This window comes from Mesorhizobium sp. M0816, from assembly GCF_040320005.1.
Classification (GTDB): domain Bacteria; phylum Pseudomonadota; class Alphaproteobacteria; order Rhizobiales; family Rhizobiaceae; genus Mesorhizobium.
Genome location: NZ_JAMYOT010000039.1, coordinates 1 through 13,137 on the forward strand (window position 1 = coordinate 1; position 13,137 = coordinate 13,137).

Consider the following 13,137-nt stretch of genomic DNA (forward strand, 5'->3'; position numbering starts at 1 on the left):
TCGCGCATTTCGAGATCGTCATCCGCCAGTTGGCCGTCGCCTGCTTCTGCACCGGCTCGGCTGATCTGGCGGCGTTGCGTCAGGCGCGCTTGTTGCCCTCGGCACATCTGCCCGCCGGTTGATGGAACTGACGGCGCGGTTAGGAAGCATGCTGCCCTACCGGCAGGCGGCGAAGGTGCTGGCCGATTTCCTGCCCACTGAACCAACTGGACGCATGCTACTCAGTCGTCGGGAAACGTATGGTCAAGAAGCAGCAGATGCGCTGGTCGGTTCACGGTGCGCATATGCTCATGCAGTCGGCGATCTGCTGCATGGGCTGGATCGCTGTTCCGCGCGCTTGTCGGGACGGAGGGCGGCTGGCGCTCCTACCTGCCGCTGGTGATGACGCCGCTCGGCTTCGTACTCTGCGCCTGGCTTGCACATGCGTTCTTTCCGGGCTCGCAAGGCAGCGGCATCCCGCAGGCGATCGCCGCCCGACGTGATGAAGACGGCCGCAGCCGGATCCTGTCGTTGCGGCTGGTCATGGGCAAGATCGCGCTGACGGTGGTCGGCCTGTTTTGCGGGGCCTCGATCGGCCGCGAGGGGCCGACGGTGCAGGTCGGCGCCTCACTGATGCTGCAGGCAGCGCGCTGGGGCGGCATGGCGCAGGCACGAGGCCTGATCCTGGCCGGCTCGGCCGCCGGTATCGCGGCCGCGTTCAACACACCGCTTGCCGGAATCGTGTTTGCGATCGAAGAGGTGGGGCGCACCCACGAGGCTCGCACCAACGGGCTGGTCCTGACCGCGGTAATCCTTGCCGGCCTTGCCTCTCTGGGTCTCATCGGCAACTACACCTATTTTGGCGTAGCGAAAGACACGGTGGCCTTCGGCGGAGACTGGCCACTGGTGATTGCCTGTGGCGTCATTGGCGGCGGGTTCGGTGCGCTGTTCTCGCTACTGGCGTTGCGGATCACACGGCGCATTCGGCGCTGTTGCCTTTTCCTCACGCGCCCTTCCGTCTTCCCGCACAATGTGACCCGGAGACATTCCGTTTAAATGCTGCCGACCTTTTCAATGCGATTAACGAAGGGCATGTCGCTGTCGACATCGGCGCGCGCTTTCCCCTCAACGACATTGTTGAGGCGCACCGCGCGGCCGAAGCGCGCAAGGTAGCTGGCGCCATCGTGATGGACGCGTAGCTATCGCGCGCAAGCTTCGAGGTATGCGACCGCAGATATTTTGCAGAACGACCGCAATATCCTGCCACGCAGTCGTTCCCGTTATTCGTCTTGGGATACCGTTTCGACCGACCACCGTGTGACAACCACCGAATGGCGGTTATCAGTTTCAACCGCGTCATCTGCAGCAAATCCGTTTCGGAGTCACGGCACTCTGACCGGCGGCTCCATGAGTTGACGCTTCTCCGTCATGCCACGCCGAATCTCTTCGTGATTTCGCTGGTGTCAAACAGCCGACACGTGCCGGTGATACGTATCGCTCGAGTTTTCACGGAGGTCTCAAGATGCTGCACGTCGACCCTAATATGCCGGCGACGGTTCTCACACTTTCCCCTAATCACGGCAACAAAACTGTGACGACGCGCGTCCGCGGCACGAGTCTCAAGAATGCCGTCCGGTTCGTCATGGAACGCCTGCCAAACGTGGAAAGATCACGGTCTCTTATCCGGACAGCGACGCATTCACTCTATTTTGCGGAGATTGAAGCGCTCAACAGGCGACCGGAATTTCTCGATGAAGACGCTGGCCAGACATCGGCGAGGATGGGGGCGCCAATACTAGTCATTGCTTCTCCTTTGAGAGAGGCTGCAGAAAGGTTGAAACCGGGCATTCCCCTGGTCCATAGTTACACCAAGCCGGCCTTGCGAAGCCCGTCCACCACCAACTCGAAATCCTCGGGGTTCTGGTTGGGCAACACTTTGCAACGGTGTTCCAGGGAGTAGTCGGGGATTGACCCGTAACACCTCCTGCCAAGCCGCGCGGGCCTCGCCGAAACGGCCCAGATGGCCGTAACTGGAGGCCAGAAGCGCGAGAGACGTCGGTAACGGGATTGCGGGTCAGCCGCTGCTTCAGCAAGCCAACCGCCTGTTCGTACCTTCCCAGTTGAAACGAGACATAGCGCCGCGCCGGAAGATCGCGCTTTTGCCAACGATCGTATTCGGCATTCCACTGTGCCGTCACCCGCGTGATCACCGAAGGTGACAGGTTCGGCGCCTCCTTGCCCAAGAGGGCCGCCAGAGCGTCCTGAAAATCCCCTGTCGAAACGCCGCAATCCTTGCGCAAACCGGCATCGAGGTGAAGTTGCCCCATCTGGGTCGGTACTCCGGTCGCCTACCTGCGCCAGCTCCCGGCCCCGCTCGCCGGCATCAATCTGCAGTATGGCCTGACCTCGCACCGGGCCGAGCAGGTGAAGACGCTGGAGATCGAGGACGGCCGCGTCGAACTGCGCGCCGTCACCGGTCCGGACTATGGTCGCATCTTCGACCATGAGCCCCACAAACAAGACAAAAAGAACGCGGATCCCTGCGTGAAGGCGCCACACGCCTATCTTCGCGGCGAGGCGGCCGCCACTCAGCCAGCCTCCAATACCAACGAGCTTGTTGCTGACTCACTTGGGATTCCCAAAGCTGGAGATAACTCGCTGCCCTGATAGGTGTGGTTCGATGGCAGTTTGAGCGAGCTCCGGCTTATCCGCAGAAGGCGATGCCAACCAACCTCGCGCTCGGGTCGTTGCGGGCAGTTGGACGATCTCGTCGAGCACATAGGATGCGCTCGAGGTATTCCGGTAACGAGGCAGCCTCTAAGGCCAGAACTCCTTAGAGCACGCATGTTGCCCATCAAGAAGTCTAGCCACACAGATTGAGGAAGAGGCCAATTTGACGTCCCCGAGACATGTCGCCTGGCATTGTCCGATGTACGACGATGTTGGAGATGCGACATAGCCGGTTCGATCGATTGCCTTGTATCTGAACGGGTTTTTCCTTTGGCGCGCATATTGCTTGGTCATCCGTAAACCCGTCACGGACCGGCGATAATCGCGCGGAGAATGTTGAAATGTTAGCGCAATGATTTCTGCCGGGGCGACATCCGGCCTTACTACAGCAGGACCTCCGGCGCAGAAAAGGAAGAGGCGTAGATCGTACTCGCCGAGGAATAGTCGAGTCAGGGCTGCATAGGCGCTTTTTCCGCAGTTGTTATCGGCGCGGCCGCCTGACAGCTCTTCGATTTTCGGGGAGCGCTCAATGTTCAAAGGCAGGCACTTCGATCGATCCGTTATCCTTCAGTGCGTGCGGTGGTATCTGGCCTACAATCTGAGCTTGCGTGATCTGGAAGAGATGATGGCCGAGCGAGTCCTGAACGTCGACCACTCCACCGTGCATCGTTGGGTCGTTCACTTCTCGCCCCAGCTTCTGGAGCGTTTCAATAAACGCAAGCGGACCGTCACCGGCAAGTGGCATATGGACGAGACCTATATCAAGGTTCGCGGCCGTTGGATGTACCTTTACCGCGCCATCGACAGCGTCGGCGACACGGTCGAATTCTTCTTCAGCGAACACCGTGATCTTCCGGCGGCCAAACGCTTCCTGCGCAAGGCGCTTGCCCACCATGGACGCCCGAACCGCATCGTCGTCGACGGCAGTCAGACCAATCGTGAGGCAATCATTTCCTGCGATACTGAAAGCCGTCTGCGGGAGCGATCACACAAACACCGATCCATATCCGCAAGAGCCAATACCTCAACAATCGGATCGAACAGGATCACCGGCGCATCAAGCGCCGCGTTCGATCCATGCTCGGCTTCAAGTCTATGGAGAATGCCCAGATCACCCTCTCCGGCATCGAGCTGGTCCACATGATGCGAAAGCGACAGGCGAGGTTCGCCTACAATCCGAGTCCGTCAATTGCCGAGCAATTCGAAATGCTCACCGCCTGATCAATGCTCCCAGGCGACGCTCTTCCCGTCCACATCCCGGAATTGCGACAGAGCCGACACAAGTCCGCACTCGATCACCCGCTCAAAAGTTCAAATTTTCCTTGCAACGCGGCTGGCATTCACACAAGTCCAAGGCATCGTGCTCTCCATCGAATTTTCGCAAATCCGACGGAACCACAACCTGATGAATCACTCAACTCTTTTTGGAACGGATACTGACGCCACCAGCAGATGGGGCGCAGCCGATCCTGGCAGCGCACCCTGGCCCGCCGTCCTGATGTCGATTTTGTCGAGTGCGCGACATAGGGCAGGAGTTCTGTCCCAATTTCATGCACGTAATTGAATAATATGCGAGAAAACTCTTCCTGGCCTCTTGCTGCACAGTTGGCACGACTTTTGATGCTCCTTTGCTGCAATGCAGCCGGACTTTTCGAAAAGATTCAGCTTGGGAGCAAAACGAAGGAAGAGACAACATGTCAGGTCGGCGCGAGTTCACATCTCCGGAGTTGAGGGCGTATCCGGAGGTTCACCACTCTCCTAGATACGTTCCCCCCGCCGTGTCGACCCTGGGGCATGAAGAAATTGGTGCGGCAGCGACGCCTTAGGCCACATCGCTGCGTGGACGCTCTCGAGGAAGCGACATTCATGCGGCGACATTCGGCGGTGCCGCCGCCAAGCAGAATAGAAATGCCGATCATTCCCGTTCGAATCCGGTCTAGATAGTTCTGTTTGCCTCATTGATGAAGTTGCAACGATTACTCTGATTAGAGCTTCAAGGTGTAAGACGATGATATCTAATCTCTGCTGCTTTGACCGTCAGATACCTTTAGTTTGTGACTTGGATGGCACTCTGATAAAGTCGGATAGCTTCCATGAGAACTTCTGTCAAGCCTTGTTTCATTCGCCGCAGCGCCTGTTTCGCTCCGTTCCAGGATGGTTTAACCGCGCGGCTCTGAAACAGACGTTGGCAAACATTCGTCCGATTGAAGCGCGGGCGCTTCCATATCGTGAAGAGGTGTTGGATCTGATACGTGGTGCGCACGCTGACGGCCGTGAAATTCATCTCGTCACGGCAGCTGACCAGAGCATAGCTGACAACGTTATTTCTCATCTTGGCGGGTTCGATGGAGCGAAGGGCAGCGATGGCTCCTTAAATCTCAAGAGCCGCAACAAGCTGAAATGGCTTCAGGAAAGCTTTCCCAATGGGTTCATCTATGCGGGCGACAGTGCTGCGGATCTCCCTATTTGGGAGGCGGCCGCCGGAGCCGTTCTTGTTGGCAACGCAGTAAGGTACGCAAGTCAACTCCGCAACGCTGGCGTCGAGGTTAGGACAATCATCGCAGAAAAAGACGACTCGGTGAAGGACTGGCTGTCTGAACTGAGGATACACCAGTGGTCGAAGAATGTGCTGATCTTCGTTCCGCTGTTTCTTGCCCATACAGTGGGCGACTTTCATGTCGTCATGAAGACGGCGATCGCCTTCCTTGCTGTCGGTCTCGTTGCTTCTTCAACGTACGTCATCAACGATCTGGCCGATTTGGAGGCGGACCGGGCGCATGCGACCAAGCGCTTCAGGGCGCTTGCCGCCGGCAGAATTAGCATCATCAACGGCTTTTTGGCGAGCATATTCCTGCTCTCTACAGGGCTTGGAATGGCCTGGCTTTTGCACCCTCGATTCGCGCTGGCTGTTTCAAGCTATCTGGCGCTGACATTAGCATATTCATTCTGCTTCAAGCGTTACGCCCTGCTTGATGTGACGGTGATTGGAAGTCTGTTCACATTGAGGATCGTTATGGGGCAGGTGCTGAACGATTTCGAATTCTCGCCGTGGCTTTTTTCGTTCTCATCCATGCTCTTCTTTTCGCTGTCGCTGGCGAAGCGTCATGTGGAGGTGATGCATGCGCACTCCGAAGGAAAGGACGTTATCAAGGGGCGGGGATATTTGCCCGACGATTGGCCTCTCACCTTGGGTTATGGCCTTGCTTCCGCGTCGGCTTCGATCGTCATCATGCTGATTTTCGTTGTGCTCGACCCCAGAGTGACCGAAGCATATCACAATTCCGTATGGCTCTTTGTCGCGCCGGCCGGCATGTTCATATGGCTGCAAAGGATCTGGATCCTGAGTCATCGCATGGACATGCCTGACGATCCGGTAGTCTTTGCGCTCAAGGACAAGACTAGCTATCTAATCGGCGCCTGCATCGCTTTGGCGTTTGCCTTGGCTTTATAACACACGGCATCGCGTGCATGCAATCGACAATCGCAGTGACCTTTGATGCGTCGATTCCTATGCCCACGCCATGAATAACGGTAGCAACCTCCGTGTAATCGGAGCGGTCCCGTAGGGCTTGAAGTGAGCCTATCCCGATCACTTCGGCACGACTCCGAGGAAGGTACATCGAGTTTATTCGCTGATCCGCAATCCGCTGCGGTCGAACACATGGACGGCCGGCACGTGCGGCATCAGACGCACGGTCGATCCCGGCTGCGGCGCCAGACGTTCCGACGAAATCGCCGTTATCAGGGTGTCGGCGACTTTCGCAATGATCTGGGTCGACGATCCCATGGGCTCGATGACGACGACTTCCGCTGGAAAGCCCGCGTCGTCAAGCTTGAGATGCTCTGGACGAATTCCATAGGTCGCGGCATCGCCGTGCGCGCCGGCAGGGAGCGGCAAATGCGTGGTGCTATTCGCGACGAACCGACCGTCCCGCACCGTCCCCGGTATGAAGTTCATCGATGGCGAGCCGATGAAGCCGGCCACAAATACGTTTCGCGGGCGATCGTAAAGCTCAAGCGGCGACCCGATCTGTTCGACGATACCATCTCGCATGACGACAATCCTTTCAGCCATTGTCATGGCCTCGACCTGATCGTGTGTGACGTAGACGATGGTCGTTTTGAGCCGTTGGTGCAGCAGCTTGATTTCCGTGCGCATCTGCACCCTGAGCTGCGCATCAAGGTTGCTTAGCGGCTCATCGAAGAGAAACACTTGTGGATCGCGCACGATCGCTCGGCCCATGGCGACGCGCTGACGTTGACCGCCGGAAAGCTGCCTGGGATAGCGTTTGAGGAGATCGGTAATGTTTAGGATCTTGGCGGCATAACCGACCTTCTCATCGATCGCGTTCTTTGGCGTCCGCAGTCGACGCGCTTGCCGCTGCTGGGAAGGCCGCGATGTGGTGGTCATATGAAGATAGCTACAACACCATCGCGGGCCTGGACAACACGGTGGTCACCAAGGATAGCCTCGGCGTCGACATCGCTGTCTTCCAAGCGGAAGATCGCCGTCTCGACAGGAAACGGGTTGCCATACCTACGCTGGCGCTCTTCCGGCAGACGGCCGGACCCGAAGCAGTGAACCTTGCTGATGCGCTTCTTGAGAAGACGCAGCACCGGCGAGATCGCGTGTGTCATGTAGTGGTGGGGCGGAAGACTATCCCAAAGTCCGGCCACCCCTCCATATCCTGCATGTGACCGCCGCGAGCGAAGGAAATCTCGCCAAACTCGCCCTTGTCGAAGCGGTTTTGGACCATCAGAAACTCGCGCGTGTAAACGGCGGTTTCCATCATCATGTAGTTCTTGCCGGACGCGCGCTGGGCGAGTTGCGACGGCCCACTCTACCAGAGTGCGGGCCACGATCCACTCCCCATGGGATCTGCCGCCATTGTGACCGTACCGGCATCAACACGCCGGGCGTGACCGCGCCGATGCCCGCACAACCCTTGCCGGGCAGCATCGCCACGGCTTCGACGCTGGCCTTCGCGCTCGTTCACAAATACGTCGACGGCACGCCGCTCTTCCGCCTGGCGCAGGCCTTCGAGCGCGCGGGTGTTCATGTCGGGCGTGGCGCTCTGGGCCACTGGGTGATCGGCTCGAGCGAAAACCTCTCTCCCGCATCTATGACGCCCTGAAGCTGCGGCTCAGATCGCAGCCCCTCATCCATGGCGACGAGACGACTGTTCAGGTCCTGAAGGAAAAGGGTCGAGAGGCGCCAGCACCTCGTACATGTGGGCATACCGGAGCGGCGAGGACTGTGACGAGCCTATCGTGCTGCTCGATTGTCAACCGGGTCGCGGCCAGATACACCCGCAGACCTTCTTGGGCGACTACCGCGGCATAGTGATGAGTGATGGCTATTCCGCTTGGCGCACGCTGGAAGGGGCAACGCATCTTGGATGCATCGCCCATTCGAGGCGGCGCTTCGTCGATGCCCTAAAGGCGAGGAAGAAAGGCGGGTTCAGCTCGCTTCGGCAGGTGTAAATCTGCTGCCGCGTCACATCGTGCCGATGAGCCACTTCCGTTACCCTAGCTCCAGAAACCCCAACCGACATGACAATGTCGAGCTTCTGTTCATCACCCATCGATGCGGTCGTTCCTGGCCAAGAATTTCCACACGCATCGCAACCTCGCCTAAGACACGTCGCAAACGACGTCGTTAAACACGTGTCTTAGGCCATCACGACGATAGCCGGCGGGCGGTGACAATCGGGCGGTTACCTTCAATCCCCAACAACAGCAGTTGAAGATTAGCGGATCGGCAGTCCCCCGGGCACAAACTCAGTTCCCTTTCGACAAGGCTGAGCCCGCTGCATGCCGCATTCGGGCGCGGGTGCTTGGGCCACTGCCCCCGGAATAACTGGAAGGAGAATTTTGGAAGGATATCTCTCCGAGTGATAAACCCTGTTTATGGACGGACCGCCGGCAGGAATGCTGCCGATGTGGGATGCGGAATGGGATTGGGAGCACCGATGGTTAGTTCGAGGCTGTGCCCTTGCCTGACAACGTGAGCGATTGGTGCCAGCAATGTCATCCGTACCTCGTAGACTTCACCCGGTACGAGTTTCTCGAATTTTCGAAATGATTGAACTATTTCGTCCGTATATGTGCGCTCGTCGTCGATTCCGCGGAGCGAAGCGCGCAGCAGGCCCGATTGCAAGAAGAGTATGTTGCCCTCAGGATCGACGTCTTTCAGCGTTAATTCGAGGTCAGCGTCATCTCCATGGTCGATGCTGAGATAGAGCGTTATTTCTGGGTTTCCAAGTAGCGTCATATCCGAGTCGGCTATGGCCGTCCGGTAGTTTAAAACACCTTCTTTGTACGGCTGGATCGCGAATTGCTGATTGCTTCCGTAGAGTTCTGATCCTGCCGGGTAGAGATAAGCGCGAGAACCCTCATTTTGACTGGCTCCGGGTTTGTCAGAACAGATTCTGGCATCGGCTGTGAGATAATAAGGACTACGCTCGACCTTCGGTTCTGGCCAAGTTTTGTGTCTTGTTACCCAACCCGCAACCGACTTTTTAGGATCGCCATCGGGCTGGCAGACATCCCAATATACAGTCACCGGCAATTCGTGCTCTATTCCATTCTCAATGCCCTTCACCCATCGGTCCAGGAATTTCATACGCTCATCGTCTACCAGGCCATAGCTGGCCGGCCCAATTGTGCCAATACTGTGATCGCCGTTCATCAGGACAAGTTTCTTGTGCTTAACATTCGGCATCAATTGGGTAAATACCCGGGCGCTTTCCCTCACGGCACCGCCGGCTCCATCCTGCCACGCGGCAATAAGCATAGCGGGAATAGTGACTTTACCGGCGACCTCGTCCCGGGCCAGATAGATTGAATCCCACCATTCATCCTTTAGGGGGTGCTTTCGAGTTTCGTCAAAGAATTGTCGCTTGACGACCTGCCTGTCGCTCCCACGAATTGCAGCACATTCAGTATCACCGGCGCTGATCCGACCCTCCACTCCGATAACCTGACTGATGAATTCACTTCGCAGAGACCATCCGGCAGTTATGTCGTGTTGGTGCATTCCGCCAAGGTTCCAACAGTCCTCATAGCCGTCCTCGACGCCACTCGCCACGATTGCTTTTAAATGAGGGGGGTGCTCTGCTGCGACAAAAAATTGAACCGTACCGCCAGATGAATTGCCAATCATTCCAATATTGCCGTCGCTCCAAGGCTGTTGGGCAATCCATTCGACCACTTCGGCGCCATAGACACCTTCCTTGCGGTCCATCCAGAAGTCGATGATACCTTCGGAACAACCCGTCGCAGGAAAGTTAGCGCCAACGAAGGCGTAGCCGGCTTCAAGAAAGGGCTTAGCGATTTCAAAGGGCGCGAAACTCGCTGTATAGGGGGTGTACCAAAAGACGCTCGGATAGTGGCCAGATTTTAGGTGGTATGAAATGTACGCGATGCGTGTTCCGTCCTTCATCGGCACATAACTTATTTCGCGCACCACGTCGGCTTCCGTAAGTTGGGCGTTAAGCGGCATTTGCAGATTTCCCTGAAATTCTAGTTTTGACTTCATTACGGACGAGCAGGTAGCCCTGGGATAGCCGGCGGTATGACCGGGTCGAATGGCGCTGCCAGCCAGCATGCGGACAGGTGCTGCGGCCCCACTTCGATGGCTGGCGGTTCCTCAACTTTGCAGCGGTCGAAGGCCAGCGGGCAACGCGGATGGAACCGACAGCCATTTGGCACGCGCGCGGCACTTGGAACCTCGCCTTGCAGGGTGGGCAACTCGGCGCGACCTGCGTTGCCGCCAATCTGCGGGGTGGCGTTGCGCAAGGCGACGGTATAGGGATGGCGGGGGTTGAATGTGATGTCGTCGGCGCTGCCGATCTCGACTATTTTTCCAAGATACAAGACGGCGATTCTGTCGGCGATCAACCAGGCAAGCGGCAAATCGTGGGTGATGAACAGCAGCGCCATATTGTGCTTGTCGCGCAAGTCAACCAGGACCTGGAGAATCTGTGCGCGTATCGAGACATCGAGCATCGACACAGGCTCGTCAGCGACGATGAGTCCCGGCCTGACGGCAAGCGCTCCGGCAATCACAACCCGCTGGCGCTGACCGCCAGACAGCTCATGTGGGAAGCGGGAGAAGAAATCATTGGGAGGATTGAGGCCGGCCGCCGCAAGCGCTTCGCTGACCCGCTTCGTCAGTTGGGTCCCGTTATTGACCAACCGCAGTGAACGCAGCGGCTCTGCCACAATGTCGAAGACGGTGTGTCGCGGATTGAGCGCTTGATAGGCGTCCTGGAAGACCATCTGCACGCGATGCCGGTAAGGGCGTAGAGCGGACAGGCTTCGAACCGACGTCATGTCGAGGCCGTCGAACAACAACCTGCCACCTGTCGGCTGGGCAAGCTTGGTGATGGCGCGGCCCACCGTGGTTTTGCCGCTTCCAGATTCCCCGACCAGGGCGACGATCTCGCCGCGTCTGACGTTGAGGTCGATCCCGTCCACCGCTCGCACGGCGCCGGCAGGTCGACCTGCGATACGGTCGAACAGTCCGCCCTGGATAGGAAAATGAACTTGCAGGTTCTCCAAACGCAGCAAATCCGCGGTGTCAGGCATGAACTGCGACCTTGTCTTCTTGCGAGGACCGGTGAAGGTGACAGGCGACGCGTCCCCGCGCGACCTTGTCGAGGCTGGGGACTTCGGTCGCGCAAACCCCCATGGCCGACGGGCAACGTGGATGGAAGGCGCAGCCTGAGGGTCGATTCACCAGGTTGGGCGGATCACCCGGTATTGGCCGTATCATCTTTTTGCCGTTCGCAGGGTTCGGGATCGAGTCGATCAGCAGTCTGGTGTACGGGTGCTTAGGTTGGGCGAAGATGTCGGCGACAGTGCCATCCTCGACGATACGGCCGGCGTACATGATCATGACGCGATCACAACACTCAGCCACCACAGAAAGGTCGTGAGTGATCAAAATGAGGGCAAGGCTGAGCCGAGATCGCAATTCACCCAGCAGCTTCAGGATTTGGGCCTGTGTAATGACGTCCAGCGCCGTGGTCGGCTCATCGCCAATCACGATCGAGGGGCGACATGCCAGCGCCATGGCAATCATCACCCTTTGACGCATACCGCCCGACAACTCGTGGGAATAGGCAGTGCCGCGATCCGCCGGAATGCCGACGAGTTCGAGGAGCTCCCGTGCCCGCGCAGTCGCCTCGCCACGCGACATGCCGAGCTTCAGCACACACGGCTCGGCGATCTGCTGATGATGCGGTGTACGGGGTTGAGCGCATTCATTGCGCCCTGGAAGACAACGGACGTTTCGCTCCAGCGATGTGGGCGCATCGCCGCATCATCGTCGATCGGCAGTCGGTTGCCACGATAGCGCACCTCGCCGCTGCTGACCCGCGCATTGGGTGATAGCAGACCCGCAATCGCCATTGCTGTCGTGGTCTTCCCGCTGCCCGACTCTCCGACGAGGCCAACTGCCTCGCCGGCCCGGAGCGCGCGATGAAACGCCCTTGAGCCCATAGTCGACAGAGAGCCCGTTTACTTCAAGAAGCGGAGCCTTCTCGTGGGAGGAGTTTGTCATGGGATCACCCTCCGCCGTGGATTGAAGGTGTCGTCGAGGGCGTTGCCAATCAGGACGAAGCTAAGCGCAACCGTGAGGACGCACACGCCCGGTGCTACGCCCCAGCACTCGCAGCACCGGCGCGTTGAGCGAGCGCGAGCAAAGTGCCCCATGAAGGCTGCAACGGATCGCCAAGCCCGAGGAACGAGAGCGATGTCTCGACATAAATGCACCGGCGACGACCAGAGCACCATTGGCTGCAATTTGCGGCACGAGATTGGGCAGGATATGCCCCACCATGATACTGAAATTGCTGCTGCCCGCCACGCGCGCACGATCAATGAATGTTCGCTCCTTAAGCGCGACAGCGTCTGGCTACGAACGACACGGGCGACGAACGCCCAGCTTGTCATGCCGATAACGACAATGATCAAGAAGGGAAGGACCGAAGCCGAGGATTTCTCTGCCGCGTCCCATGACTTCGAGAACCACGGGCATGATGACCAGCGCCAGGACAAAAGACGGCACGACAAAAAAGAAGTCCGTCAAGCGCATTAGCCAGACGTCAACCCTGCCACCATAATAGCCAGCCGTCATACCGATCGTGGTCCCGAAGATGAGGCTGATGACAGTCGCTAATAACGCTATCGTAAGCGAGATGCGGGCACCATGGACCACCAGATTGAGCACGTCCCGCCCGACTTCGTCCGTGCCGAGCAGATGCTGGCTTGATGGTGGTGCGAGGAAATCGCCGGTTGCGTCGATCACAGTTTGAAGCGGTCCCACCAGAATATTGGGGACCGCTGCCACTGTAAGGAAGAAAACCAGACACAGCAATCCAAGCCGGGCGCCCCCAGGGCTACGAACTCGGGTTAACGCAC

The 13,137-nt window shown here is 58.1% G+C and carries 9 protein-coding genes and 9 pseudogenes; 8 read left to right on the top strand and 10 right to left on the bottom strand.

Going from position 1 to position 13,137, the window contains the following annotated elements:
- From NKI17_RS32530 to NKI17_RS32540, 3 genes and pseudogenes are all read left to right on the top strand, one after another.
- Positions 1 to 122 (top strand): annotated as a pseudogene (locus tag NKI17_RS32530) (type 2 isopentenyl-diphosphate Delta-isomerase); the annotation flags it as partial.
- Between the two features lie 154 nt (positions 123 to 276).
- A pseudogene (locus NKI17_RS32535) lies at positions 277 to 969 on the top strand (chloride channel protein); the annotation flags it as partial.
- 2 nt (positions 970 to 971) lie between these two features.
- Complete coding sequence (locus tag NKI17_RS32540) at positions 972 to 1,178, top strand: zinc-binding dehydrogenase (RefSeq protein ID WP_352907425.1); 207 nt, start codon at positions 972 to 974, stop codon at positions 1,176 to 1,178.
- 664 nt (positions 1,179 to 1,842) lie between these two features.
- On the opposite strand, the pseudogene NKI17_RS32545 reads toward NKI17_RS32540, so the two are convergent.
- Together NKI17_RS32545 and NKI17_RS32550 are read right to left on the bottom strand one after the other, a co-directional pair.
- Positions 1,843 to 2,105 (bottom strand): annotated as a pseudogene (locus NKI17_RS32545) (adenylate/guanylate cyclase domain-containing protein); the annotation flags it as partial.
- A 6-nt stretch (positions 2,106 to 2,111) separates the two neighbouring features.
- Positions 2,112 to 2,264 (bottom strand): annotated as a pseudogene (locus tag NKI17_RS32550) (IS256 family transposase); the annotation flags it as partial.
- Positions 2,265 to 2,310: 46 nt separating this feature from the next.
- Between NKI17_RS32550 and NKI17_RS32555 the strand changes: the two are divergent.
- The 3 genes and pseudogenes from NKI17_RS32555 to NKI17_RS32565 form a co-directional block, all read left to right on the top strand.
- Positions 2,311 to 2,487: pseudogene (locus NKI17_RS32555) on the top strand (DUF932 domain-containing protein); the annotation flags it as partial.
- 751 nt (positions 2,488 to 3,238) lie between these two features.
- A pseudogene (locus tag NKI17_RS32560) lies at positions 3,239 to 3,930 on the top strand (IS6 family transposase).
- A 787-nt stretch (positions 3,931 to 4,717) separates the two neighbouring features.
- Entirely contained in the window at positions 4,718 to 6,160 is a 1,443-nt protein-coding gene (locus tag NKI17_RS32565; protein ID WP_352907426.1) for a UbiA family prenyltransferase, read from the top strand.
- Positions 6,161 to 6,334: 174 nt separating this feature from the next.
- Here NKI17_RS32565 and NKI17_RS32570 read toward each other — a convergent pair.
- From NKI17_RS32570 to NKI17_RS32580, 3 genes and pseudogenes are all read right to left on the bottom strand, one after another.
- A pseudogene (locus NKI17_RS32570) lies at positions 6,335 to 7,060 on the bottom strand (ABC transporter ATP-binding protein); the annotation flags it as partial.
- A gap of 56 nt (positions 7,061 to 7,116) precedes the next feature.
- Positions 7,117 to 7,347, bottom strand: a complete 231-nt coding sequence (locus NKI17_RS32575; RefSeq protein ID WP_352907428.1) for a hypothetical protein — start codon at positions 7,345 to 7,347, stop codon at positions 7,117 to 7,119.
- The gene (locus tag NKI17_RS32580; RefSeq protein WP_352907429.1) at positions 7,344 to 7,505 is read right to left on the bottom strand and encodes a hypothetical protein; all 162 of its coding nucleotides are present in this window, start codon (positions 7,503 to 7,505) and stop codon (positions 7,344 to 7,346) included. The genes NKI17_RS32575 and NKI17_RS32580 overlap by 4 nt, the downstream gene beginning before the upstream one ends.
- A 135-nt stretch (positions 7,506 to 7,640) precedes the next feature.
- Here NKI17_RS32580 and NKI17_RS32585 point away from each other — a divergent pair, with 135 nt between their 5' ends.
- A complete protein-coding gene (locus NKI17_RS32585; protein ID WP_352907430.1) occupies positions 7,641 to 7,844 on the top strand; it encodes an IS66 family transposase in 204 nt (67 codons plus the stop codon).
- A gap of 26 nt (positions 7,845 to 7,870) precedes the next feature.
- A pseudogene (locus NKI17_RS32590) lies at positions 7,871 to 8,193 on the top strand (IS66 family transposase).
- Between the two features lie 424 nt (positions 8,194 to 8,617).
- On the opposite strand, the gene NKI17_RS32595 reads toward NKI17_RS32590, so the two are convergent.
- From NKI17_RS32595 to NKI17_RS32615, 5 genes and pseudogenes are all read right to left on the bottom strand, one after another.
- Positions 8,618 to 10,213 carry a CocE/NonD family hydrolase gene (locus tag NKI17_RS32595; protein WP_352907432.1) on the bottom strand — a complete coding sequence of 532 codons (1,596 nt, stop codon included), beginning with the start codon at positions 10,211 to 10,213 and terminating at the stop codon, positions 8,618 to 8,620.
- 35 nt (positions 10,214 to 10,248) lie between these two features.
- Positions 10,249 to 11,301 carry an ABC transporter ATP-binding protein gene (locus NKI17_RS32600; protein WP_352907433.1) on the bottom strand — a complete coding sequence of 351 codons (1,053 nt, stop codon included), beginning with the start codon at positions 11,299 to 11,301 and terminating at the stop codon, positions 10,249 to 10,251.
- Positions 11,294 to 11,812, bottom strand: coding sequence for an ABC transporter ATP-binding protein (locus NKI17_RS32605; protein ID WP_352907456.1), 519 nt, complete (start codon positions 11,810 to 11,812; stop codon positions 11,294 to 11,296). The genes NKI17_RS32600 and NKI17_RS32605 overlap by 8 nt, the downstream gene beginning before the upstream one ends.
- Positions 11,798 to 12,216 (bottom strand): annotated as a pseudogene (locus NKI17_RS32610) (ATP-binding cassette domain-containing protein); the annotation flags it as partial. The pseudogene NKI17_RS32610 and the gene NKI17_RS32605, both read right to left, overlap by 15 nt.
- 415 nt (positions 12,217 to 12,631) lie before the next feature.
- Positions 12,632 to 13,024: an ABC transporter permease gene (locus tag NKI17_RS32615; protein ID WP_352907434.1), complete on the bottom strand. Its 393-nt coding sequence runs from the start codon at positions 13,022 to 13,024 to the stop codon at positions 12,632 to 12,634.
- Positions 13,025 to 13,137: the final 113 nt, after the last annotated feature.